Annotated in this window: 18 protein-coding genes; 9 read left to right on the plus strand and 9 right to left on the minus strand. The window is 72.2% G+C overall.

Annotated features, from left to right (window positions below):
* Positions 1 to 218 precede the first annotated feature (218 nt).
* The 6 genes from ACFCZ1_RS28230 to ACFCZ1_RS28255 form a co-directional block, all read right to left on the minus strand.
* Positions 219 to 572, minus strand: coding sequence for a hypothetical protein (locus tag ACFCZ1_RS28230; protein WP_376681082.1), 354 nt, complete (start codon positions 570 to 572; stop codon positions 219 to 221).
* Positions 573 to 593: 21 nt separating this feature from the next.
* Complete coding sequence (locus ACFCZ1_RS28235) at positions 594 to 3,680, minus strand: ATP-binding cassette domain-containing protein (RefSeq protein ID WP_376681083.1); 3,087 nt, start codon at positions 3,678 to 3,680, stop codon at positions 594 to 596.
* Positions 3,677 to 5,869: an NHLP family bacteriocin export ABC transporter peptidase/permease/ATPase subunit gene (locus ACFCZ1_RS28240; protein WP_376681084.1), complete on the minus strand. Its 2,193-nt coding sequence runs from the start codon at positions 5,867 to 5,869 to the stop codon at positions 3,677 to 3,679. Before ACFCZ1_RS28240 ends, ACFCZ1_RS28235 begins: the two co-directional genes overlap by 4 nt.
* Positions 5,866 to 6,675: an HlyD family efflux transporter periplasmic adaptor subunit gene (locus ACFCZ1_RS28245; protein ID WP_376681085.1), complete on the minus strand. Its 810-nt coding sequence runs from the start codon at positions 6,673 to 6,675 to the stop codon at positions 5,866 to 5,868. The genes ACFCZ1_RS28240 and ACFCZ1_RS28245 overlap by 4 nt, the downstream gene beginning before the upstream one ends.
* Positions 6,672 to 8,141 carry a SagB family peptide dehydrogenase gene (locus ACFCZ1_RS28250; protein WP_376681086.1) on the minus strand — a complete coding sequence of 490 codons (1,470 nt, stop codon included), beginning with the start codon at positions 8,139 to 8,141 and terminating at the stop codon, positions 6,672 to 6,674. The genes ACFCZ1_RS28245 and ACFCZ1_RS28250 overlap by 4 nt, the downstream gene beginning before the upstream one ends.
* Positions 8,142 to 8,384: 243 nt before the next feature.
* Positions 8,385 to 9,131, minus strand: coding sequence for a MerR family transcriptional regulator (locus ACFCZ1_RS28255; RefSeq protein ID WP_376681087.1), 747 nt, complete (start codon positions 9,129 to 9,131; stop codon positions 8,385 to 8,387).
* A gap of 444 nt (positions 9,132 to 9,575) precedes the next feature.
* Here ACFCZ1_RS28255 and ACFCZ1_RS28260 point away from each other — a divergent pair, with 444 nt between their 5' ends.
* The 3 genes from ACFCZ1_RS28260 (at position 9,576) to ACFCZ1_RS28270 (ending at position 14,018) form a co-directional block, all read left to right on the plus strand.
* A complete protein-coding gene (locus tag ACFCZ1_RS28260) occupies positions 9,576 to 11,870 on the plus strand; it encodes a helix-turn-helix domain-containing protein (protein WP_376681088.1) in 2,295 nt (764 codons plus the stop codon).
* A gap of 314 nt (positions 11,871 to 12,184) precedes the next feature.
* Positions 12,185 to 13,165 carry a GlxA family transcriptional regulator gene (locus ACFCZ1_RS28265; RefSeq protein WP_376681089.1) on the plus strand — a complete coding sequence of 327 codons (981 nt, stop codon included), beginning with the start codon at positions 12,185 to 12,187 and terminating at the stop codon, positions 13,163 to 13,165.
* A gap of 112 nt (positions 13,166 to 13,277) precedes the next feature.
* Positions 13,278 to 14,018, plus strand: a complete 741-nt coding sequence (locus ACFCZ1_RS28270) for an MBL fold metallo-hydrolase (protein WP_376681090.1) — start codon at positions 13,278 to 13,280, stop codon at positions 14,016 to 14,018.
* Between the two features lie 97 nt (positions 14,019 to 14,115).
* Here ACFCZ1_RS28270 and ACFCZ1_RS28275 read toward each other — a convergent pair whose 3' ends face one another.
* The 3 genes from ACFCZ1_RS28275 to ACFCZ1_RS28285 all read right to left on the minus strand — a co-directional run bounded on the left by ACFCZ1_RS28275 (position 14,116) and on the right by ACFCZ1_RS28285 (position 17,614).
* Positions 14,116 to 15,099 carry an MASE1 domain-containing protein gene (locus ACFCZ1_RS28275; RefSeq protein ID WP_376681091.1) on the minus strand — a complete coding sequence of 328 codons (984 nt, stop codon included), beginning with the start codon at positions 15,097 to 15,099 and terminating at the stop codon, positions 14,116 to 14,118.
* 54 nt (positions 15,100 to 15,153) lie between these two features.
* Positions 15,154 to 15,996: a PP2C family protein-serine/threonine phosphatase gene (locus ACFCZ1_RS28280; protein ID WP_376681092.1), complete on the minus strand. Its 843-nt coding sequence runs from the start codon at positions 15,994 to 15,996 to the stop codon at positions 15,154 to 15,156.
* Between the two features lie 343 nt (positions 15,997 to 16,339).
* On the minus strand, positions 16,340 to 17,614 hold the full coding sequence (locus tag ACFCZ1_RS28285) for a PucR family transcriptional regulator (protein ID WP_376681093.1): 1,275 nt from the start codon (positions 17,612 to 17,614) through the stop codon (positions 16,340 to 16,342).
* Positions 17,615 to 18,169: 555 nt separating this feature from the next.
* On the opposite strand from ACFCZ1_RS28285, the gene ACFCZ1_RS28290 reads away from it, so the two are divergent.
* The 6 genes from ACFCZ1_RS28290 to ACFCZ1_RS28315 all read left to right on the plus strand — a co-directional run bounded on the left by ACFCZ1_RS28290 (position 18,170) and on the right by ACFCZ1_RS28315 (position 24,855).
* The gene (locus ACFCZ1_RS28290) at positions 18,170 to 19,534 is read left to right on the plus strand and encodes a lipase family protein (RefSeq protein WP_376681094.1); all 1,365 of its coding nucleotides are present in this window, start codon (positions 18,170 to 18,172) and stop codon (positions 19,532 to 19,534) included.
* Between the two features lie 646 nt (positions 19,535 to 20,180).
* A complete protein-coding gene (locus ACFCZ1_RS28295; protein ID WP_365363487.1) occupies positions 20,181 to 20,288 on the plus strand; it encodes a keywimysin-related RiPP in 108 nt (35 codons plus the stop codon).
* A gap of 152 nt (positions 20,289 to 20,440) precedes the next feature.
* On the plus strand, positions 20,441 to 22,315 hold the full coding sequence (locus tag ACFCZ1_RS28300; RefSeq protein ID WP_376681095.1) for a lasso peptide isopeptide bond-forming cyclase: 1,875 nt from the start codon (positions 20,441 to 20,443) through the stop codon (positions 22,313 to 22,315).
* Positions 22,316 to 22,319: 4 nt separating this feature from the next.
* Positions 22,320 to 22,577 carry a lasso peptide biosynthesis PqqD family chaperone gene (locus ACFCZ1_RS28305; RefSeq protein WP_376681096.1) on the plus strand — a complete coding sequence of 86 codons (258 nt, stop codon included), beginning with the start codon at positions 22,320 to 22,322 and terminating at the stop codon, positions 22,575 to 22,577.
* A 42-nt stretch (positions 22,578 to 22,619) separates the two neighbouring features.
* Positions 22,620 to 23,036, plus strand: coding sequence for a lasso peptide biosynthesis B2 protein (locus ACFCZ1_RS28310; RefSeq protein WP_376681140.1), 417 nt, complete (start codon positions 22,620 to 22,622; stop codon positions 23,034 to 23,036).
* Between the two features lie 4 nt (positions 23,037 to 23,040).
* Positions 23,041 to 24,855 carry an ABC transporter ATP-binding protein gene (locus ACFCZ1_RS28315; protein WP_376681097.1) on the plus strand — a complete coding sequence of 605 codons (1,815 nt, stop codon included), beginning with the start codon at positions 23,041 to 23,043 and terminating at the stop codon, positions 24,853 to 24,855.
* Positions 24,856 to 24,915: the final 60 nt, after the last annotated feature.

The following is a 24,915-nucleotide window of genomic DNA, read 5'->3' on the forward strand; positions in this document are numbered from 1 at the left end:
GGGCAGGACCTTACGCGTCCTGCCCGTCGGCCGCCGTGGGCGCCGGATGGTGTGGTGCCTATTCGTCGTTCGTGACGGTCAACCCCTTGAGACCTGCCACGAGTGCCTGAAGGTCGTCATCCGAGAGATCGGCGGCGTAGGTCTCGTCTTCCTCGTTCACGGTCCTTCTCCTCTGCTGTATTTCCTGGGGGTTTCGGGTTCCTGGGATTCGACGGCGTTCAGCGCGGAACGTCGGACAGCGCGGGGTGGCCGAGGCCGGCCACGAGGGAGTCCAGCTCCTCCTCGGTGAGGTCGGTGGCCTCGAACCGCTCCGGGTACGGGACCAGCAGCCTGAGTGTGCCCCGGTCGGGAATCTGCTCCCAGGCCCGGATCTGGGATTCCAGGGTCCCGGACGCCGCGGGCTGATCGCGGACGACCTCGATGACGGTGCCCGTCGGCACGCTGATTCCGTGTTCGGCGAGCAGGGCCGCAGGGTCGCAGGACAGCATCCGCTCCTTGCCCGGGTCCGACCAGGCGGCCGCGACCACCGCGTTGTAGCGAGCGGTGAAAGTAGTGCGCTCGGCTTCTTCCATAGTGCGAACCTTCGCTTTTCGTCAAGGAGTTGAGGAGGTGGCGGCCGCATCGCACGGGTTCGCCGACTGCGCCCAGAGCTGGCGCTGGGCAAGCCGGTGGAACAGTCCACCGGTTTCCGCGAGCAACTCGTGATAGGTGCCGCTCTGGACGATCCGGCCCTGGTCCATGACCAGGATGACGTCCGCGTTGATCACGGTGGAGAGCCGGTGGGCGATGACGATCCGGGTCGCGGCGAGTTGCTGGGTGCTGGCGGTGACGATTTCCTGGGTGTGGTTGTCGAGAGCACTGGTCGCTTCATCGAAGAAGAGCACCCGTGGTTTGGAGATCAGCGCCCTGGCGATCAGGACGCGTTGCCTCTGGCCGACGGACAGGGCGCCGCCGCCGAAGGACAGCAGACTGTTGAGCCCCATGGGCATCCGGTCGATGTCCTCGTCGAGCCCTGCCATGGCGGCGGCCTCCCGGACCTGCTCGATGGAGTAGGGCTGGGCGCCGCAGATGTTCTCCCGGATGGTGCCGCTGAACAGCCGCCCGTCCTGGAGGACCACTCCGCACTGCCGGCGTACGGCCTGCACGTCGAGCTCGGCCAGGTCCTGTCCGTCGTAGAGCACGGAGCCGCTGCGCGGACGCTCGAAGCCGAGCAGCAGCCGCAGGAGGGTGGACTTGCCGGATCCGCTGGGCCCGACGATCGCTATGAACTGGCCGGGGCGGGCGTGCAGCGTCACCTTGTCGAGCACCGGGGTGTCCTGGGTCGGGTAACCGAAGGTCGCGTTGACGATCTCGATCTCCCCGCGGAGGTCCACCGGCTGGACATGGCTGGGTTCCCGCTCGGCCCGCGCGGTCAGTACCTCGGAGAGGCCGTGCAGGCGGGGGAGCACGACGACGAACTCGGCACCGCTCGTGACCAGGAGGATCATGGACTGGAGTTGCAGGGCGAAGGCCGCGTTGAGCGTGAAGAAGCCGCTCGCCGGCACCTGGCCCCGCAAAGGGCCCGCCAGGACGGCGAAGAGGATCAGTTGTCCGGCGATGGGTACGGTGACGGCGACCGCGGACAGGGCTCCCTGCACCCGGTGAACGCGTTGCAGCCGGGCGCGGGCCACGACGGTGGCCTGCGCCCAGCGGCTGAACATGGCATTCTCGGCGCCGGCCAGCCTGATCTTCATGATGCCGCCGAAGATCTCGTTCGTCACGGCCGCGGCGTGGTGCTCGGCGGGCAGGGCCTCGCGCTGACGGCGGATCACCACCGCACCGAAGAGGACTCCCAGGCCGCTGGTGCCGGCCAGCAGCACGAGGGTGTACAGGCCGACGACGGGATTGACCGTCATGGTCAGGGCCAGTCCGGCCGCCGCGGTCAGCAGGGCGAGGAAGGTCCGGGTCGCCAGCCCGTTCAAGGCCTGGCGGGCGTATGCGGTGCCCAGCATCTTGCTGGCCAGCACACCGCTCGTGGTCTGGGTGAAGAAGTCGGACGGCAGTCGGATCAGCCGGTCCCAGAGGGCCAGTTGGACCCCCGATTCCAAGCGGTCCTCCAGCCGCAACGCGTGCAGATTCAGCAGCGCGGTGAACAGGGCCGCCGCGACGGCGCTCACCAGGTACAGCCCGGTGGCCCAGGGAAGGTCCTGGAGGCTCCCGGACGTCAGGGAACTGAGCACCTGGCCGATGAGCAGCGGGGTGGCGAGGCTGAGCGACGCCACGGCAACTCCGTTGGCCAGCATGGAACGCAGCTCCGGCGCGGTGCCGAAGGCCCCCCGGCGCAGGAGTTGCCGCAGGCTGCTGTGCGCGGGCAGGGGCAGTTGGGCCAGGGTGGCGTTCCGGCTGAAGGTTTGCGCGCGCCGATGGTCCACCGGGGTACGCGCCCGGGTGTGCGGGTTGACCATCCAGTACCTGCCGCGGGCGAACAGCAGGGGAACCGGAATCAGCCGGGCGTCGTCGTCGGAGGCCACGGCTGCGCCGCCGGTCGGCGTGTCCGTCAGCTGATCGGCGGATGCCGGGCCGACCGACGAGGCCGGGCGCCAGCCGATGAGCGGTCCGACGTTGTTGTGCCACCACTTCGCGGACAGCCGGACCCGACGCAGGTGGAGCCCCGAACTCTGGGCGACCGCCCGCAGTTCGTCGCCGGGGTTGCTGGTCCCCGGCGTATGAGTGGGCGGCTCGGTCACGGCGACGTCCGCTCCCTCGGTGACCACCTGGAGGGTCTCGACCGCCCAGGCCCGGGCGTCCTGGGCGCCCTCGGTGGCGAGTCGCCCGCCGCGGGCGCTGTTGGCGCCGAGTACGCCCAGGGCCCGTCGGGCACTCGCTGCCACCATCTGCTCGGCCGCGCGTTTGCGGACGTCCAGGGCGTGCAGGAACGCGGTGTCGGTCGCCAGGGCGCGGTCGCCGAGCGAACGCACCAGATGGGCCATCTGCTGGTCGACCGCTTCGAAGAGGGCTCCGGAGCGCAGCAGGTCCGGGGTGTTCAGGAGCTCGACCAGACAGTCCGACTCCGCACGGGTCCAGTCCTGGAGACCGAGGAAGAGCGCTTCGCGTCCGGCGGAGACGATGTGGTCGGCCAGGCCGTTCTTGCTCATGCGGCCGTCCGCCAGCCGGATCCAGCACGGCCGACCGCCGCCGACGACCGTACGGCCGCGCGTGAGGGAGACGATCTGCCGGGAGCGCAGGACCTGGGAGTCCCGCGGGGCGCTGGTGGAGCGTACGGCGTCCGAGACGGCCTGCAGCGCACGGTCCAGCGCGTCGCTGATCACGTCGGCGATCCGGTCGTCGTGACCGGGCGGCCGACCGCCGTCCGACTCCTCGGGCTGGACCTGGCGGACCAGCCTGGAGAGCTGGTCGTGGTCGACGCCGCGGAGGCGGCCACCGGGCAGTGGCACCACGGTGAGCTGCCACTCGCCGGTCGCGGTCGAGGAGGGGATCGCGCTGTGGGCGGGGCAGCGGGCGACGAAGTGCTGCCGGGAGGTGTCGCCGTCGGGCACGAGACGGCTCGCGAAGATGTCGGCCGGCCCGCCTTCGACCAGGTAGACGGTGTGCCGCCCGTCGATGCGGCGGGTAGCGGCGGAGCCGGGGGCCGCCAGTCGGGCGAGCAGGTCCCAGTCCTGGGGCGGAACAACGGTGTTCATGTGGTTTCCCCCGCTGACTTCGCGTGGTGCCGGATGAGTGCCGCGTAGGAACCGTCGCGTTCCATGAGGGCGTCGTGAGTGCCGCGTTCGACCTCCTGGCCGTGCTGGAGCACGATGATCCGGTCGCAGTCACGAATGGTGGACAAGCGGTGGGCGACGATGAGGCAGGTGGCGCCGCGGCGGCGAAGGTTGGAGTCGATCAGTCGCTCCGTCTCGGTGTCCAGGGCGCTGGTGGCCTCGTCCAGGATGAGCAGCCGGGGGTTGCGGACCAGGGCGCGGGCGATTTCCAGGCGTTGGCGCTGGCCTCCGGAGAAGTTGCGTCCGCCTTCGTGCACCGGGCTGGCCAGGCCGCCGGGGCGGGCCGCCACTTCCTGGTGGATGCAGGCGTCCTTGAGGGCCTGTACGACGTCCTCGTCGGGGATGGTCGGGTCCCACAGGGTGATGTTGTCCCGTACCGTGCCCTCGAACATGATCTTGTCCTGGTCGACCATCGCCATGGTGGCGGCCCACAGCCCCGGGTCGAGGGTGTGCGGCTCCCGGCCGTCGATGGTGATCCGCCCGCTCCAGGGCTGGTGCAGGCCGGCGAGCAGCCGGCCGACGGTGGACTTCCCACTGCCGGAGCCTCCGACAAGTGCCACCCGCGCCCCGGGAGGCAGCTCGAGTGAGAAGTCCTGGAGGAGGGGCGGGACGAGCGGGTTGTAGCCGAAGGTGACCTTGTCGAGCACCACGTGGCCTTCCAGCGGTGTCGGTGTGCCGGAGACGACGGGTGCGGGTGGCAGCGGATAGCGCTCCACGTCCTGGAGGCGTTGCAGGTCCGCCCCTATCTCCTCGACCTGGGCGCTGACCGTGGTGAGGCTGGTGACGGGCCGGTTCATCGCGACGGCCAGGCCCTGCATGGCGACGAGCACTCCCACGGTCAGGGTGCCGGTCAGGACGAGGTGACTGCCCAGCGCGATCAGCACTGCGGTGTTCAGCGCGGCGAGCAGGGCGGGCACCGCTGCCACGACGGCGGCGGGCACGCCCGCTTTCTGCTGACCCGTGGTGACCGCCGCCTGGCGTGCGGCGAACTGCTGGTAGCTCAGCTCCTCCTGCCCGCTGGCCTTGACCGTCTCGATCATCGAGATGGTGGTGTACACGGCGGCGAAGAGCCGGCCGCGTTCGGCCTGCAGGCCTGCGATGGCAGTCGCGCGGATGGCGGACAGCCAGCGCAGCACGACCACGTTGAGGCCGGAGAAGACCAGCGCGCACAACCCCAGGACGAGCTCGTACTGGCACAGCAGCGCGGCGTAGGACAGGGCCAGTGCCATGTCCACCGCGGTGGATGCCAGACGCCGGGTGAAGATGTCGGCCACCACGTCGTTCGTGCGTACCCGCCGGGCCAGGTCGGCTGCCATCCGCTGGTTGAAGAAGCCCAGCGGAAGCTTGAGCATGTGCCGCATCAGGCGGGCCGCGCTGCCGAGCGCCACCGCGGTCTCGGCGCGCACGAGCAGGCGCTGTTGGAGCCATCCGGCGACGAGGGTGATCACGGTGGCCACGGCCATCGCCGCGACCAGCGCGACGGAGGTGACCGATTCCGATCCGAGCAGCACCCGGTCGACGAAGACCCGGGTGAGGGCGGGCACCGCGATGCCGACCAGGGCGACCAGCAGACCGAGGATCGCGGTCTGCGGCACCACCGAGCCGAGATTGCGCCAGCGTTCCCGCAGCGTGCGGACCAGACTGAACGGGTGCCCTCCGCGCTCGAACCCGGGGCCCGGTTCCAGCGCGATCAGGATGCCCGTGTACGCGTCGTCGAACTCCTCCCAGCTCGCCGTGCGGGGGCCGGTGGCCGGGTCGTTGAGCCTGACCTTCCGCCCCAGCCCCTCCAACACCAGGAAGTGTTCGAAGTTCCAGTACAGAATGGCCGGCAGCCGCACGGAGCCGAGGTCCGCGACGGGACTCTGCCGACCGCGCGCGGTCAGCCCGTACCGGCGCGCCGCCTTGGCGACGCTGGCCGCGGTGGAGCCGTCCCGGCTCACCCCGCAGGCCTGCCTGAGTTCTTCGAGCGGTACGTGGCGGCCGTAGTGGGCCAGGACGATGCCCAGCGAGGCCGCCCCGCACTCGGTGGCCTCCATCTGGATCACGGTGGGGGTGCGCACCCGCTTGGAGGTCGGCCGGTCGGTTCCGCGCTTCGGGAGGGTCAGACTCATCGGTTCACCAGCCAGCTCAGCGGGCGCTCGTGGGCCACGGTCAGGGTCGCCGTCACCGCGCTCTGCGAGTTCAGCGCGAAGGACGGGGAGGAGCGCGACCACTTCAGCCCGCTCGGCGACTCGGCGTCCGGGGTGAGGCGGACGGTCACCGCGACGACCGAACCGGTACTGAGGAACGGCGTCACATCGCGGCCGGAGCCGAGGAAGGCGTGCAGGGACTCCTCCGTCTCCGGCAGGGAGCCGACGGCCGAGACCGTCCCGGACAGTGTGCCGAAGACGCTCACCGGCGCCACCGCGGTCGAGAGCCGCACGGGCATGCCGACGCGCAGCAGCGGGGCATGGGCCGCCGGGACGTAGACCATCGCCTCCAACTGGTCGCCGGGCGTGTCCAACCGCTCCAGAACGGCGACCTTGCTCCCGGGCAGCAGCATCTCTCCTTCGGAGATCCGCACACTGACCACGTGCGCGGTCCACGGCGCGGTGACCGTTTCGGTCGAGCCGTTCTGGCCGACCAGGGTGTAGAGCGGCTGCTCCTTGCCGACCCGTTGGTTCGGGGCCACCAGGACCGAGGTCACCTGCCCCTGCCGGGTGGCGTCCAGGGTGACGGCGCCCGCCGCGTGGGTGAGCACCCCGGGGGCGGCGACGGTCTTCGGTACGGTGGCGAACGCCGACCAGGTGCCGACGGAGAGCACCACGACCAGGAGGGCCACCGTCGTCAGCCAGGTGGGTATCGAGGCCAGTCGGGCGATCTCGTCGAGCTGCTCGGGCGATTCGAGCTTTCGAAGGGCTTGTTTGCGGAATCTCAAGGCTGCTCCTCACAGTCGGACGGGCAAGAGCCGAGGACGAACTCGGCGATGGCGGGTTCGACCAGCGCGTCCAGTCCCGACAGCGCGGCGAACGAGGCGACGTCTCCCGCCCCCAGCGCGCACGGGGCCAGCCCCATGTCGGTGGCGACCAGGTACATCCACGCGGTCAGGATTCCGGCGTCCTTGAGCGCCAGCGCGTACGGGATTCCCTCGTACTTCCACATCAGGCGCCCGATCCGTGCGGTGATGACGAACAACACCTGCGGCGGGTCGGGCATGGTGGCCGTGGCGCGCGCGAACGACAGCATCTTCGCGGTCTCGGGGCCCGTGGCGGCCACGGCCGCCAGCCGGTGCCGTCGCGAGTCGTAGTGGTAGAGCCCGCTCTCCAGCCCGGCGCAGCGCGAGACCAGCGGATAGATCTCCAGTTCGCCGATCCCACCGGCCCCCGGGTACGGGCGCCTGCCGGTCTCCAGGCCGTCCGCGTCGCCGGTCGCGGCGGGTCCCAGGCGCTGGACCCGGTGCAGGAACTCGCCCAATTGGGCCGCGGTGATCGGCCGCGTGTCGTCCTGGCGGCGGACGCTGCGGCGACGGGACATCACCGCGGCCAGCGAGTCCGGCGCCGCCCCGGCGGGGCGCGCGGCGGGCGCGGGCAGCGCGATGGTGCGACGCGCGGTGGGACCGCCGGTCTGTGCGGGCTCCGGCTCCAGGACACCGCGGAAGCGGTGGGTGGCGCCGATCGGCGCCGCGTGGCGTTGCGGCCGCGTCCGGTCGTGCAGCCACAGTTCCTCCGGCGACCACAGACCCATCGGCGCGGTGCTGACTTCGGCCTCGGCTTCCTCGGACGTCACCAGGACTTGGGCGGAGAGCAGTTCGTCCAGCACGTACCCGGCGGTGGGCTCGTCCACCTCCAGTGCCTTGGCCACGTCGATCCGGCTGACCCCGTCCGCCGCCGCGCCCGCCAGGACGGCGCCCAGCTGGGTGTGCGCGCAGGCGATGGCGACGGTGCTCAGCGGGGAATGGGCCAGCATCCGCCCCCGATCGGTACGGAGCACCGCGAAGCGGGACAGCCGGTAGACCACCCCGGCGCCGTGCGGACGCCGGACGGGACCGCTCTGCGCCCCGAGCCCACGGGGCACCACGTCCAGCAGCGCCCGGGCCCCGGCAGCGATCCTTCGCTCCAGCCAGCAGTGCAACAGCAGGCGGCGTACGAGGAGCTGGGCGGGCAGGATTCGCGTTTCGCCCTCAAGGCCGGTGACGAGCTGGGCAATCTGGAGGTCGCTCAGCCACCCCTCGGACATGCGTAAAAGCAGCGCGCGCCGGCCGGCCTCCGGGGCGGGTAGGCGCAGCCGGTAGCGGGATTGCTCCAGCACCAGGGATCCGTCCGGCTCCTGGGTCAACCGTGCGTCGACGCGCAGCCGATAGCTCTCGACCTTGGCGGCGCCCGGAAACGGGGACGTGCGTTTCATGGGATTTCACGATCCTGATAGGGGAATGGTCGTGCGGGGGGTGGGCGGGGTCGGATCGGTATGAGGGCCGGCGGCTTGCGGCAGGTGGGGATCGGCCGTCCCGCAGCGCCTGCGGCAAGCCCGGTCGCCACTGACCGTAGGGCGGATGGGGCCGGTCCTCGGCGAACGGATCGATCCCGTGCCCAACACCGGATCGACCGCGGCACGGAATGGTGTCATCGGCCCACTGGGGGGCCGGGTTGCTCATCCGTTCTCGACGACGACGGATTCCTCGGCCCAGGGGGCAGACCCGTAGCTGCTGGCCAGCAGGTCCGCGGCCAGTTCCCGGCCGTGGTTCTCGGCAGCCGCGCGGAAGGCGCTCGCGAGGAGCTCCACCAATCCCTGGGCGAAGGTGCCGGTGCTGTGGTCATCCAACCCGGCGGCGGAATTCCGCCCGTGGCAAGGAAGGTTGAGCGAGAGGATGTCCGAGCCGACGACCTTGATCAGCTCCTCGGCCGCGCCGTCGATCCGGTCCAGCAACCGTGCCAGGCACTGCAGGGTGACCGCCGCGGGGATCCCCGCCCGGACGAGGTCGAGGGCGGCACGCAGGACGCCCGGCCGGGCGATGCGCACGGCGCCGTCCTCGTCCCAGCCGACCACGCCGTGCCGGTTCAGGGAGTGGAAGACGCCGGGCCTTTCCCGTATCACGCGCTGCAGGGCGGCGGTGATCTTCTCCCGGTCGTCATCGCGGCCCTCCGCACCGAGGATGGCGCCGATGGACACGAGGTTGAAGCCTTGGCGCTGCAGCGAAACGATGTGCTCCAGTCGGCGCACATGCGTGTCGTCGTAGTAGCCGACCCGCCCCCTGCGGATCGGCGGCTGCAGCAACTTGCGTGATTGGTGCGCTCGGACGTTCCTCGGCGACATGCCGACGATCCTGGAGAGTTCCTCCACGGTGTAGCGGGCTGCCGGACGATCCGGGCTCGTCAGGGACAGGGGGCTCGATGTCATGGTGTGTCCTTCCACGGGCCCGCACCGTGGTGATGGCGATGGGATGCGGTGCGGTGAGGTGATGTGGTGAGGTCGATGAGGTGGGCGCACCGCACCGCGAGAGGGGCGTGCGGTGTGAGGGGTCTGCCCTGCGGCCTTGGGGGTCGGCCGTGAGCCTGCCGTGCCGTGGTGTGGTGTGCCGTGGTGTGGCGCGTCGTGGTGTGGCGCGTCGTGGTGTGGCGCGTCGTGGTGTGGCGCGTCGTGCCCCGGCAGTGCGGCCGGACCCAGTCGAGCACGCGCCCGGTAGCGCGGACCAGGCGGTTCAGCCCGCAGGACTGCATCCGGCATACTTCTGCCGTACCGCTCGCGCCGCCCCCGGGGGAGCGCAGCACCGCGAGGAGCGTTCCACGTGCGGCAGCCCTGCCGAGCCCCTGCCATCGGGCGTTCACCAGCAGCGGGTCCGTCATGAGCGTCGGCGGATCCGCGCCCGGCGGGTTCGGGGAGCTGCTGCGCAGCCTGCGCCTCCGCGCCGGCCACACCCAGGAACGACTCGCCCACGCCGCGGGAGTGAGCGTCCGCACCCTCGTCGACCTGGAACGCGGCCGTACTCGCGGACCGCAGCGCCGTACCGTGCAGGCCCTGGCCCGTGCACTCGCCCTGGACACCGCGGACCGCGGAGACCTGGAACGGGTCGCCGCCTTCGGCCGTCCCCGCTCACGCCCGGCCGCCGTACCCTCGGGCACCCTGCCGCTGCCGCGCGACCTCAGTGACTTCACCGCCAGGACCCAGGCCCTGGCCCGCCTGCGCGCCCTGGCCGAACGCCCCGAAGGAGAGTCGGCACCCGTGGCGGTCGTCGCCGGACAGCCGGGCCTCGGCAAGACCGCCTTCGCCGTCCACGCCGCGCACTCCCTCGCCCCGCACTACCCCGACGGCCAGTTCGCCGTCGATCTGCTCGGCATGGACGAGCGGCCCGCTGACCCGCGTGAGGTCCTGGCCCGCCTGCTGCGCGCCCTCGGTGTGACCGAGCGTGCCGTCCCTCACGACACCCAGGACCGCACGGGTCTGCTCCGCTCGATCACCGCCGTCCGTCGGCTGCTCCTGCTGCTGGACAACGCCGCCGACGAGGACCAGCTCCGCCCGCTGCTCCCGAGTCGGGGCAACTCGCTGACCGTCGTCACCAGCCGCCACGCCCTGGCCGGCCTGGAGTGCGCACACCGCATCGACCTCGCGCTGCTGCACCGTGAGGAGTCCGTCGAACTGATCACCCGCATCATCGGCGCACAGCGCGTCTCCCAGGAGGCCCAGGCCGCCCGCGACCTCGCCGATCTGTGCGGCCACCTGCCGCTGGCCGTCCGGATCGCCGGACAGCGCCTGGCGATCCGGCCGCAGGAGCGCCTTGCCAAGCTCGTCGCCCAACTCACGCGCGAAGAGAGCCGCTTGGACGCCCTGAGGGCCGGCAGCCTCGAAATGCGGGCCGCGTTCGCGCTGTCCTACCGTCGGCTCACCCCGACCGCCCGCACCGTGCTCCGGCGCGCCGCCCTGGCGGCCGGCCCCGACTTCAGCCCGGAGACCGCCGCCCTGCTGGCCGGCACCACGCTGCGCCGGGCCCGGCTGTGCGCCCAGGACCTCGCTGACCGCGGACTTCTCCAGGCCCACCCGGAAACCGAGCGCTACCGCTTCCACGATCTGCTGAAACTGTTCGCCACCGAGCAGCTCGCCTCCGACGACGACCCCGCCGCCCTCGCGGGCGCCCGCGACCGCACCGCCCGCTGGATGCTGACCCGGGCCACGGCGGCGGCGCTCCATTTCGACGCGGAGCACCACCGGGCCCCCGACGGCGACCCCGACCCCGTCACCGCCCCCACCGGCCGCGAACCGGCCCGCGCCTGGCTGGAAGCCGAACGCGCCCAGTGGCTCTGGGCGCTCCAGCATGCCCAGGCCGCCGGATGGCACCGTGAGGTCATCGACACCGCCGAGGCCATGCACTGGTTCTCCGACCGCACCCAGCACTGGGAGCAGTGGGCGGAGGTGTTCCGACTCGCCGTCGCTGCCGCCCGCGCGCTGGGCAGCCGGGCGGACGAGGCCGTTCACCTCAACTATCTCGCCTGGGCCTACAACGTGTGCACCTACGACCACCATGCCGCCCTGGAGGCCGCCGACGCGGCCTTCACCGCAGCCGGGGAGAGCGGCGACCGGCTCCAGATGGGCTGGGCCCTGGGCTACGGAGCCGGCGCGCTGAAACGTCTCGGCCGCACCGGCGAGGCCATCGCCTGGCTGCGCGACTCCGCCGCCTGCCACCGCGACAACACCACCCCGCAGGGCCGGCTCGCCGAACTGACCACTCTCAACACGCTGGGCATCGTGCTGCGCGAGACCGGCCATGCCGACCAGGCCCTCGCCATCCACCGCAGCAGTGAGGCCATCTGCCGCGCGGGAATCCCGGGCCAGTCACCCGACCTGATCGCCGTCTACCACGCCGCCACCCTCCACCACCTCGGTGGCGACCTGGCCGTACTCGCCCGCTGGTCCGAGGCGGAAGCCCCCCTGCGCCGAGCGCTCACCGCCTTCGAGGCCGCGGACATGCCGGCCTGGAGCGAACCGGCCCGCCTCGACCTGGGTATCGCCCTGCACCACCTCGGCCGCGACGAGGAAGCCCGCACCGCCCTGGCCACGGCCCACCGCACCCTGACGGAACTCAACCACCCCCGCCACCCCGAAGCCGCCGCCCACCTGGGAGGACTCCCGGACGCCACCGCATGACCCGGGGGTCACTGACGGGACCGAATCCGACCGACCTCGGCAAGCCGGACGAAAGGGCCGGTCCCGGCCCGTACCGCGGGCGTGATCTCCGAACCGGTACAGGCCTTCCGGCTGGACCGGGCGTCCCTGGCGAGCGGTGTCGTCCTCGTCGCCGACTGCGGGCTCGGAACGTGGGCGGTGCTCCGGACGCCTCCTGGACGACGGCGCTCGGCCGGGGACCGGCGCTCGTCGGGTGGCGACAGCGACCGGCCGATGGCCGGATCTGAGACAACCTCGTCATTGCAGACACTGGCCGTGACGTCAATGATCAGTGCATGCCCTCACCGCGAAGAGTCGTCATCGTTGCGTTCCCCGGCGTCGAGCTGCTCGACGTCACGGGACCCGCCGAGGTGTTCTCCGTGGCGTCCCGGGTCCTCGTGGAGTCGGGGAAGCCCGGCTACCGGATCCAGATCGCGACGGCGGCCGGAGGGGAAGTACCGACCTCCAGTGGTGTACGGCTCATGTCCGACCTGAGGCTGGGAGAAGTGGACGGCCGCGTCGACACCCTGCTGGTGTCCGGTGCGATCACCCACACCGGCAACGGGGTTGAGGCGGTCATCGACGAGACGGTCACCGCCTGGCTGCGGCGGGGCGAACCCCGGGCCCGCAGGATCGGCTCGATCTGCGCCGGCGCGCACCTGCTGGCCGACGCCGGGCTGCTGAAGGGGCGGCGGGCGACGACCCACTGGCTGACCGCCGCGCAGCTGGCCGTCGATCACCCGGACATCGGCGTCGATCCGGACCCCATCTTCATCCGGTCCGGACGGGTGTGGACCTGCGCGGGGGTCACCTCGGGGATGGACATGGCCCTTGCGATGGTGGCGGAGGACCACGGTCAGGCCGTCGCGCTCGCCACCGCCCGCATGATGGTCATGTACGTCAAGCGCTCCGGCGGGCAGAGCCAGTTCAGTGCGCCCCTCGCGCTGCGGACTCCCCCGGACGACCCGGTGGAAGAGCTGTGCCGGTGGGTCACCGAGCACCCGCGCGAAGAGCTGTCCACCGAAGCGCTCGCCGCCCGCCTGAACCTCAGCCCCCGCCATTTCTCACGGACGTTCGTCAGACGTACGGGCAGCACCCCCGCCTCGTACGTGGAAACCGTACGGCTCGAAGCGGCCCGCCGGCTGCTGGAGGAAACCGACCTGAGCCTTCCGGAGATCGCCGACGACAGCGGACTGGGCTCGGTGAAGACGCTGCACCGGTCCTTCCAGCGTCGGCTGCGGACCACTCCCGCCGAGTACCGCCGCCGCTTCCGCTAGTCCCCGGGCGCACCAGCCCACCCCAACCCGGCCAGAAGGCCACGCCCGCCCCGGGCGCCCGGCCTGGCAGCCGCATGCCCCGGCAGCGGCATCAATCACCCCAGGAGCACCCGTGCCCGACACCAGAATCATCCCGATCCCCGTCCTGGGCAGGCACGCGGTCAACGCCTACCTGCTGCTGGGCCGCCGCCCCGTCGTCGTCGACGCCGGTACACCGGGCAGCGCCCGCAGGATCCGCGACCAAGTAGCCGCGCACGGAGTCGACCCGGCGGACATCGCACTGATCGTCCTCACGCACGGCCACATCGACCACTTCGGCTCCGCGGCCGAGCTGCACCGGCTGACCGGAGCCCCCGTCGCCGGCCACGTTGCCGATCTCGAGCCCTACCGAACCGGCCGCGTCCGCCTGCCGTACCTGCCCACCGGCCCCATGGGCCGCCTCATGAACCGCAACAAGAACCTGCACGTCCGAGCCGAGCCGATCGAGCCCGGCATCCTGCTCCGCGGGGAAACCGACCTCGACGACTTCGGGATCACCGCCCGCATCATGCCCACGCCCGGACACACCGCCGGGTCGGTATCCGTCATCACCGGCGCAGGTGACCTGGTCGCCGGCGACCTGGTCGCCAACTCCTTCATGGGACTCATCCCCGGCAAGCCCGCCAACCCGCCCTTCCACGACGACCCGCTCGGCAACCTCGCCAGCCTCCGCGAAATGCTCGCGCTCAACCCCACCCGCCTGCACGTCGGCCACGGAACCCCGCTGGACCCGGACCGCGTACGACGCTGGGCCGACCGCGAGGAACAGCGCCTCGCTCGCCTCGCCACACGCGGACGCCTGACCACACGGTAGTAGTCGGTGAGGAAGCGGCCGACGAGTACGGTCTGGGCGGCGCGTTCCCGGAACGGGGCCTGGCGGCGAGATGGGCGTGCGCGGCGCCAGCGGGGTGTCATGGCGGCGGTTGGTTCTCCGGCGGGTACTCGTACGACTCGGGCCGCGGCTCCATCCGCCCCACCATCTCCCCGAGCCGCGCGCAGACCCGTTTGATCTCCTCGTACGTTTTGTCGCGTTCGGTGATGACGGCCGCGATGAGGAGGGCCGTCAGCGCCGTCGTGCCGTTGAAGGCCTGGAGCGTGACCATGTCGGCAAAGACGTTCTCGCCGACGAACGGGCCTTTGTCGCCGGCGGCAGCGAGAATCGCCAGCGTCGACACCACGAGCGCGCAGGGCGCCGCGCCGGGCAGCCGGAAGCGGAAGGCCGCCCAGATCAAGAACGGCGAGACGAGGAAGAGCAGGTTCGAATCGGGCGTGCGCGTCACGAAGAGCGTGGCGAGAACCGTACCGAGGGCCAGCGCCACCGCCTCGAACCATCGGCCGGGTCCGGCCCGCGACGGCCACCGGGCCTTGCGCAGCACGAGCAGGAAGGGTGTGACGACGAGGATTCCCATCGCGTCGCCGGTCCACCACACCGACCACGTCCGCCAGAATTCGCCCGCATCCAGTGCTCCGGAGAGGACCAGGACGCCGCTGCCGATGGTTGAACTGATCAGCATCCCGGCGAGGGCGCCGAGGAAGACCAGCGCCAGCACGTCCCGCAGGCGGTCCAGCTCGTTCCTGAACCCCGCTCTGCGCAACATCAGGCAGGCACAGACCGGCGCCAGGGTATTGCCCGCCGTGATGGCCAGCACGGAGATCAACGACGGCCCGAGGAGCACGTTGGCCAGGAACGCGCCCAGTGCGATGCCCGGCCAGACGCGCAGTCCCAGCAGGAGCAGCCCGGCCAGCGCGACGCCGGTAGGCGGCCACAGGGGAGTGACCTGGTCACGCACCAGCTGCTGGAGAAGGCCGACCCGTGCGGCCCCGTAGTAGACGGCGGCGACGGCGAGAATGCGCAGAGCGGTGGACCCGTGACGACCCACCTTCGCGCTGCGCACGACAGCAGTCTGCACTCGGATCCCGCCACCGGCGACCGCAGCGACGCCCACCGGTCAGGCGGCCGGCTCCTGCGGGCCGTCGTAGCGGACGACGAGGACAGCGGCGTCATCGCGGTGTCCCGTCAGGTCGGCCACTTTGACGACGGCGGAGGCCAGCACGCCGGGATCGGCGTCGAACCCCGCGCGCACCAGTTTGACCACCTCGGCCAGACCCTGCTCCATCGGGTAGTGCGGGCCTTCCACCACTCCGTCGGTGAGCAGCACGAGCACCCCTGCCTCCGTCAGACGCCGGTGGGTCACCGGATACCGCTCGCCCGGCACGATGCCGAGCGGCGGCCCGCCGCGGTCGAGCGCTATGCCGTAGCGGCCTCCGGCTGTGGCCCAGACCATCGGGACGTGGCCGGCCCTGGAGTCCGTCAGATCGCGACTGACCGGGTCGAAACGAAGGAAACAGCACGTCGCGAAGAGGCCGCACCCCATGGCGATCAGCAGATCGTTGGCGCGGCCCAACACCTCGCGGGTGTCGCTCGTCGTCCGCGCGAGGGCGCGCAGGCTGGTACGCACCTGCCCCATGAAGGCGATGGCCTCCACGTCGTGCCCCTGCACATCGCCGACCGTGAGCCCCAGTGACCCGTCGTGCATGACGAAGGCGTCGTACCAGTCGCCGCCCACGTCCAGACCGCCCCGTGACGGCGCGTACCTGGCGGCCAGGCGCAGCCCGGGCAACTCCGGCAGCCCGGGCGGGAGCATGTGGCGCTGCAAAGCCATGGCCAGCTCGACCCTGGCCCGCTGGTACTCGACCCGTTCCAGGGCCTGATCGACGAGCTGTCCGAGGGCGACCAGAAGCTCCTGAACACTGTCGGGCGGCTCGGGACGGGGTCCGCGCGGTCCGCGCATCACGGCTCCTGGCTCTCCCCCCAGCCCTCCTCACCTCACCCTAGACGCCGCTGCCGCACGGCTCCACAGGGGTGATGCGGCGGGGCGGAGCTGGTACAGCGGCCGGACGGGGCGGAGTGGCCGTGGGCCAGCCGGCGGCCGGCCCACAGCGTCCCGGCCGTCGAGGGCGGGGCGGCCAGGAGCCCGGCCGCGCGCATCGTCGGGCAGCCGCCCCAGGCAGCCTTCCACGACGGGCGAGTCGCCGTTCCACGGAGGTCCGGTGAACGCGGGCGAGCGGGACGGGCTCGGGCGGGCGGCCGCCGTTCGGCTCGGGCAGCTGGCGGGCCGACCGGTCCGGGCAACATCAGCCGATGTCGGGCCCGCCGTGCCGTACGGCGTCGTGGGCGGCCAGCGCGGCGCGCAGCGTCAGCTGGTCGGCACCCCGGGCGGCGTCCAGGCCGGTGAGCTTCGTGGCGCTGCGCAGGCGGTAGTCGACCGTGTTGGGGTGGACCTGGAGCCGGGCGGCGGCTTGGCGCCGGTCGATGCCGCAGGCGAGGAAGGTGCGCAGCGTGTCGAGCAGCTCCGGGCGCGCCGCCAACGGGTCCAGCAGCGCGGCGAGCGCGCTGCTGGCCGGGCTCGGGCGGCTCAGCTGGTACTCCAGCAGGACATCGTCGAGCAGGTACAGCCCGGGGCCTCGGCCGGATGCCCTCGCCACCTCCCGGATCTCCCCCACCAGCCGGGCCGCGTCCGCGACACCGTCCGGTGCGGCGGCGGCTGCAGCCACCAGCAGTTCGGCGCCGCAGATCCGCCCGAGCTCCTCGACCAGCCGGGAGAGCCGGTCCCGGTCCGCACGGCCGAAGTCGGCGGCCGGGGTCTCGTACGGGATGAGCACCAGCCCGCCGTCTCCGGACAGCACGGACAGCGGGACGCCCGGCGTCTGGCGCTGCAGCTCGTCGCGCAGCCGCCGGAGTTTGCGGCGCGCGGCGACGGAGTGGTTCACGCCCGGCCGCAGCTCGTCCGGGTGCTGCCCCATGGTGATGCGCAGGACCAGATAGCAGGGCGGCAGCCGGATGCCGGCGCGGTCGGCCGCGGCCTGCGGGTCGCCGCCCTCCAGCAGCCGGGACAGCAGCGACTGCCGGGCGACCTGCTCGTCACCGAGCGCCGCCTGCCGCTCCTGGACGTACCCGGCCGCGACCGCGCAGCTCACCAGCCGCAGGTAGCCCAGCAGCTGGCGCTGGACCAGCAGCAGGTCCGACAGGTCGCCCGGCTCGGCGGCCGACAGGACCTGGGCCCCACACCTCTCCGCGCCGAAGTGGTAGGCGCCGACAACGGCCTCCAGCGGCACGCCCTCGTCCGCGCGCCGGGCCGACGACTCGCGGATCTTCGCCAGCGCCGCCTCCCCCGGCAGTTCGCCGGTGCGCAGCACCTCGACGAACGTCCGGATACCGCGGTCCACGGCCTGGGTGATCTCGCCCCGAAGCTGTTCCGACGGGAGCGCGCCGTACGGGGGCAGCTGCTCGACGAGCTGGGCCATCACCGCGGGTGCCAGGGCTGCCGCGGCGTCCAGGAGCCGCTTGTGGACCGGGATGCCGCCGAACTGCGGCGCCGGGTCGCGTTCCGCGGCGTTGGATGCGGTCACAATCCACCTCCCGAATCTCTGTGGTCCGCCCCGGGGACAAGGCCCCGTACCGCCGCCATGATGGTTTCCGGGACGTTACCTACCAGTTGGTAACACGCCAACCGGTGGATCACCAGACGTGTACGGACCCCACCCGCACCGTCCATCGGACCCCCACACCCCCACACGTACCGGAGGACCGCCGTGCTCGCGCGAAAGGCCGCCGCCACCCCGCCAGTTCGCGCAGTCTCCGCGCGGGGGCCGTCCTCGCCGCCGTGGCCGTACCGCCGGCGGCCGTAGCCGCGCCCGCGGCGGTTCCCTGAACGCCTACGACCCGGCCGACGCGACCTCTTGAACGCCTGCGGCCCGGCCGACGCGGCCCCTTGAACGCCTACGGCCGGACGACGGCCGCACCGGCGCCCACCGCGACCCCTCCCGGAGGGGGCACCGTCCGTGCCACCGGCCCGCCAGGTCGCCCTCTCGCGCTCTCGCGCTCGTGCGCGCGGGAGCAGCACCCATCCGCAACTTCCCTGCCACAAAAGTTCAGTTGATCCTATTTCGCAAACCGGGGGAATCATGCCCAAGGCAGCAGTTCGGCTGATCGCCGTCACCGTAGCCACCGCGGCGGCCCTGACCGCCTCTCCGGCGGCCACGGCGGCCGTCGCCACCGAGTCCGCGCCGACCGCGGCCACAGCCACGGCCACGCCCGCCGCCGGCGACCCGTTCTACTCCTACGACGGCAGCGAGCCCCTGTCGTCGTTCGCGCCGGGCACCGTGCTGAAGACGCGGACACTGCAGTACCACCTCGTCGGCATCCCCACGCCGCTGACGGCCGTCCAGCTGCTCTACCGCAGCACCGACGCCCAGGGCCGTCCGTCCGCCAACGTGACCTCGGTGGTGCGCAGCCTCACGGGTGACGGAAGCAAGGCCGTGTCCTACCAGTCGTTCTACGATTCGCTGAACCCGGAGGACGGGCCGTCCCGCGCGATCGCCGGCGACCTCACCCTCGGCGGCGTGATCCCGAACGCCGAGGCCGTCTTCATGGCGCCGCTGCTCGCGAAGGGCTACACCCTCGTCATCCCGGACACCCAGGGACAGCGGGCCGACTTCGCCGCGGGGCCCGAGTACGCGACCAACACCCTGGACTCGATCCGTGCCGCGACCAGGTCGGGTGAGACGGGGCTGAGCGCCGACACCAGGTTCGGTCTCATGGGCTACTCGGGCGGCGCCATCGCCACGAACTGGGCAGCCGCGATGGCACCGGCCTACGCGCCGGACGTGAACCGGAAGCTGGTCGGCTTCGCCGAGGGCGGCCTGCTCGTGGCCCCGGCACACAACCTGAAGTACGTGGACGGCTCCCTCGTGTGGTCGGGCGTCATCCCCATGGCGCTCATCGGCGTCTCCCGCTCCTACGACATCGACCTCAAGCAATACCTGAACGACTACGGCAAGCAGGTGTACGGGGAGCTGGAACACGGCTCGATCCTCGACGCGCTCGGCCACTATCCGGGGCTGACCTGGAAGCAGATGGCGAAGCCGCAGTACGCCGACCCGAACTCGGTGCCCGAGTTCGTCGACGCGGTGAACAGGATCAACCTCGGCTCGGCCGCCACGCCTACCATCCCCGGGTTCATCGCCCAGGGCAACGGCGGCGTCCTCGAGGGGACCTTCGGCAGCCCGCCGGGCATCGGCACCGGTGACGCGGTCATGGTCGCCGGGGACGTGCGGGCCCTGGCCCGGCAGTACTGCGCCACCGGCAACGACTCGATCAAGTACCAGCAGTTCAGCCTGCTCAGCCACTTGGGCGTGACCGTCATCTGGGCACCGCTCGCGATCGACTGGCTCGACGACCGGTTCGCGGGCGGTGCCGCCCCGTCCGACTGCGGCTACATCCCGGCGGGCAACTCGCTGGCACCGGAGAAGCCGGTGCCGACGTCCTGACCAGGTGCCGACGTCCTGACAACCCGCACGCCCCGAGGTCCCGCCGCACCCGAACCCGCGCGGCGGGACCTCGTCCGCGCCCGGCCGGAACCTCCGCCGGCACGTGACGCGGCGCGGGCGCGTGGCCGTGACCGGACCCCCGTTCCGGTCACGGCCCCCGGCCTCGGGCCCGGACACGGCGGTCGGCAGCCGCCGGAGCGGACGGGGGCGCCGATGCCCGGGCACTCCCGGGGTCGCGATGCTGCGGCCGCGCGCCGCAGCCGGTGGCCGGGCGGTCTCGACCGCTCCACGCCGGCCCCGGCGAACAGGAACGGGACAGCCCGGACTTGACGCCGCCGCCCCGGGCAGCGCATTTCGCCACAGCGGCCCGCCCGCCACCAGCGGAAAGTATGCTTTTACGTCTTTGCCGGTGGTGGGCTTTGCGCACACGGCCGGAGCCCCGCGGATCCGGCGGCGGGCGGACAGTCCGGCAGCGCGCAGGGCGACTTGCACGCCGTGGGCGTACTGCGGCCCGGACCGGACATCCCATTGCGATGATCCGTTCACGCTACGTAGCGTGGCCGAACGGAACGACCGGTCTCCGGATCGGGAATCCGCCGCATGCGCATGCACTCCGCAATCCCCCGTAGCGAAAAGGAGTTCCACCATGACGTATGAGCGCCCCACCCTCACCAAGGCCGGCAGCTTCCGCAAGGTGACCGGGATCAAGAACACGGGGCCCAAGGACATCCTCGGGGGCAAGCAGCTCCTCTGACGTGAAGGCCCGGCCGCGCCGCTGAACCGGCGGCCGGGGCAAGGGGTGGCGGCCCCCGGCCCCCGGCCGCCACCCCGCCTCCCGCCTCCCGCCTCCCGCCTCCCGCCTCCCGCCTCCCGCCTCCCGTACATCGCCGACCGAAGGCCGTAGCCGTGGAAGACTCCCTGTCACTCCAGGCCCTGCCCACCTGGTTCGCCGTCCTGCCCGACACCGACGCGGCCGCCACCGTCGCCGCCAAAGCGCTCGCCCATGCCACCCAGGGCATGCGCCACCGATCCGGACGCCCCTGGCTGGTGGGGCGCTGGGCACCCTCCAGCATCGTGGTCGGCGAGTGCGGAGGCACCCGCATCGCCGTGCTCGGCGAACACTCCGTCACCGCCGAAGCGGCCCGACGCGCAGCCGAAGCCGCCGAGAACACGTCCCTGTCGGCGCTCGACCGCATCAGCGCCACCTGGGCCGGCAGCCTCCACCTCGTGGCCAGCCGCGGCGGGCGGGTCCGGGTCCAGGGCGGCGTCGTCGGCATGAGACGGGTGTTCTTCACCGATGCCGCCCTCCCTGCGACCGGTGGTGTCAGCCTGGCCTCCGACCGGGCCGACGTACTCGCCGAACTGGTCGGCGCCGAACTCGACGAGCGCAGGCTCGCCCTCGAACTGCTCACCCTGGGCGTGCCGCACCCGCTGTCGGGCTCCCCGATGTGGAAGGGCGTACACGCCCAGCCCGGCGGCCACTACCTGACGCTCGACTCCGGTGGACGGGCAGAGGAGACCCGCTGGTGGTCGCCCCCCGATCCGCACCTGCCCCTGGCCGAAGGCGCCGGGAGGTTCCGGGAGGCACTGACCGCGGCCGTAGCCACCCGGACACGCGGGCGCGAGCTGGTGACGGCCGACCTGGGCGGTCTCGATTCCACCGCCGTGTGCTGCACCGCCGCCCGCGGGGACGCGAAGGTCGCGGCGTACACCGCCGCCATCCACGACGAACTGGGCGACGACGTGTACTGGGCCCGCCGGACCACCCAGGCACTGGGCACGATCGAGCACCACGTCGTCCCCGCGTCCGACCTGCCCATGACGTTCGACGGGATCGACACCCTCGACGACCTCCTGGACACCCCCAGCATCCTCACGGTCGACCGCAACCGGCGCATGCACATCATCGCCCTGGCGGCAGCCCGCGGATCGGACCTGCACCTGACCGGTCTGGGGGGCGACGAACTCCTCGCCGGAGCACCCGCCCGCCTGCACGCGCTGGTGGGCACGCATCCCCTCACCGCGCTGCGGGATCTGCGCGGGTACACCGCGAAGTACCAGTGGTCCCGGTGGCACGTGCTGCGCCAGCTCATGGACCGCCGCTCCTACCGCGCCTGGCTCGGCAGGGTCGCCCGCGACCTGAACGCGCCCCCGGCCCCGGCGGACGAACCGCTGCTCGACTGGTCGGCGCCGCCGCGCATGCCGGGCTGGGCCACGCCCGAGGCCGTGGAGGCGGTACGCGAACTGCTCCGCGCCCACCTCCCGGAAGCCGAACCCCGCGGCCGCGGACACGGCGAGCACCGGGAGATGGCCGCGATGGACGGCATCTCCCAGTGGACCCGGCACATCGGCCAGATGGCCGCCCCGCTGGGCATCACGGTGGCGGCCCCCTACTACGACGACCGGGTGATCGAGGCGGCCCTCGCCATCCGGCCGCAGGAGCGGATCACCCCTTGGCAGTACAAGCCGCTGATCGTCGAAGCCATGCGCGGCATCGTCCCCGAGGCCAGCCGCACCCGCGGCACCAAGGCCAATGCCACCTTCGAGGAGGAGACGGGGCTGCGCCGCCACCGCGCCCGCCTGCTGGAGCTGTGCGAGGAGTCGCGCCTCGCCCGGCTGGGCCTCGTCGACGCGAAGGTCCTGCGCGAGTGGTGCCGCCGGGCCATGTCGGCCGAGACGGAGAGTTATCTGCTGCACCCGACCGTGGCCTGCGAAGTCTGGCTGCGCTCCCGGGAGATGACGCCGTCCCGGACACGACCCCTGACGGAACGGGAAAGGTGAGCCGATGTGCACGTTGAAGCCCGGGGTGCTGTTGACCGAGACCGAGTACGGCATGGCCCTGCTCGATCAGAAGAGCGCCGAGTACTGGACCCTGAACCCCGCGGCGGCCGTCGTGCTCCGTCAGCTCCTGGACGGCCACGACGTCGAGCGGGCGGCCGCGGCCCTCGTCGAACAGTACGAGGACGTGGACACCGAAGTGGCCGCACAGGACGTCGTGAGCATCGTCGAAGACCTCCGCTCCGCAGGGCTCATCACGCTATAGCCGGCCCCCGGCCGCCGGCCGCCCCGGAGAAGGGACATGCAGTTGTCGACCCCGGAAGCCGTTCCCTACCACCCCCGCTCGGTCCCCCTGCGCCGCCGCCTCGGGGCGCGCCTCGTGATCGGCTGCGCCCACGTGCTGGCCGCCCTGCCGCCCCAGCGGATCCGGGCCGTGCTGACCCGGCTCCGCCGTGGAGCCCGGCCCGCCACGCTGGCCGAGGCGGAAGCGGCCCGGGAGACGGTGCTCGCCGTGAGCCTGGCCGCGGGCGGGCACAAGGGCTGCCTGCCGCGGTCCCTGGCCACGGTGCTGCTGTGCCGCTGCCGCGGCCAGTGGCCCACCTGGTGCGTGGGAGTGCGCACCCGCCCGCCGTTCGCCGCGCACGCCTGGGTGGAAGCCGAGGGCGAACCCGTCGGCGAGGGCACGCCGGCCGGATACTTCCAGCGCTTCTTCACCGTGGAGTGAGCCCGTGACCACTGCGTCGCTCGCCCTCATCGGGCACCTCCGACCGCAGCGCGCCCGTATGACGGCGGGCGTCCTGCTGGGTCTCCTCGGCAGCGTGATGGGTTTGGCCCAGCCCATGGCGGCCAAACAGGTGATGGACGACATGGGCCGAGGAGGCCCGGCGTACGGCCCGCTGATCGCCCTCAGCGTGCTGGTGGCGGCGGGAGGGATCCTCGTCGGCCTCGGGCACTACGTGCTGGACCGGTCCGCGGAGTCCATCGTCTGTACCGCCCGGCGCCGCCTGACCGACCGTCTGCTGGCGCTGCGCGTACCGGTGGTGGAACGCACCGAGCCGGGGGACCTGATCTCCCGCGTCACCTCCGACACGGCGCTGCTGCGGCAGAGCGTTCCTCAGGCGGTGTCGGCCGCGGTCACCGGCACCCTGATCACCCTCGCGACGGTGGTCATGATGGGCCTGCTCGACGCCGTGCTGCTCGGCGTCACGCTCGGCGTGATCGCGTTCGTCGGCATCGTCGTCGCTGCCGTGGCCCCGCGGATCGGCCGGGCGACCCGGCATACGCAGGAGGCGGTCGGCCGCATGGGCGCCGCGCTGGAACGAGCCCTGGGCGCCTTCCGTACGATCAAGGCGTCGGGTGCCGAACAGCAGGAGGCGGGGGCGCTGTACCGGGCGGCCGAGCACGCCCGGCGTACCGGTGTCCGCGCTGCCGCCTGGGAAGCGGCGTCGGCGACCCTGTCCGCGGTCGTCGTGCAGGTCTGTTTCCTGGCCGTGCTGGGAGTGGGGGGTGCGCGCGTCACCTCCGGCGCCATCGACGTCTCCACCCTGGTCGCCTTCCTCCTCTACCTCTTCGCGCTCGCACCCCGGATCGGCCAGCTGGTGGAGGGCGTCGGCCAGTTCCAGATCGGTTCGGCCGCCGCCGCCCGGATCCGGGAGGTGGAGAGCCTGGAGGTGGAGAGCCTGGGGGTGGACGGCCTGGGGTTGGACGGCCTGGGGTTGGACGGCCTGGAGGTCGAGAGCCTGAGGGTCAAGGACGCGCACAGCGCGAGAGAAGGCGGTGCGAGTCGGCCGGAAGCAGATCCGCTGCCCGCCCGCGTGGCCTTCCGCGATGTCCGCTTCGCCTACCGCCCCGGGCTGCCCCAGGTCCACCACCGCGTCTCCTTCACCGTTCCCGGCGGAGGCCTGACGGCGTTCGTCGGGCCGTCCGGCACGGGCAAGACCACGGTCTTCTCCCTCATCGAACGCTTCTACGACCCGGACGCCGGCCACGTGCTGCTGGACGGGAAGGACGTGCGGCAGTGGCCCCTGGCCGAACTCCGCGCGGCCATCGGATACGTAGAACAGGACACGCCCGTCCTCGCCGGCACCCTGCGCGAGAACCTGACGCTGGGCGCCGTCCATGCCACGGAGGAAGAACTCCGCAACGCCCTGCGCCTCGTCCGCCTCGATCCGGTGACGGACCGTCTGCCCCGTGGCCTCGACACCGACGTCGGCCACCGCGGCAGCAGGCTCTCGGGCGGCGAGCGCCAGCGCGTCGCCATCGCCCGGGCCCTGCTGCGCCGCCCGAGACTGCTGCTGCTGGACGAAGCCACCTCGCAGCTCGACGCGGCCAACGAGGCGGCACTGCGCGACACCATCACCGACATCGCCGGTCGCATCACCGTCCTCGTCGTCGCCCACCGCCTGTCCACGGTCACCACGGCCGACCGCATCGTCGTGATGGACGCCGGCCACGTACGGGCGGTGGGCACCCACGCCGAACTCCTCGAAGCGGACGCCCTCTACCGCGAACTGGCCACCACCCAGCTGCTGAACGGCCGGTGAGCGACGCCGCTCGCCGTGCCCGGCGGCGGGCCCTCCCCCCATGCTCGGCGGCAACGCGGC

The organism is Streptomyces sp. NPDC056224 (assembly GCF_042267665.1).
GTDB lineage: Bacteria > Actinomycetota > Actinomycetes > Streptomycetales > Streptomycetaceae > Streptomyces.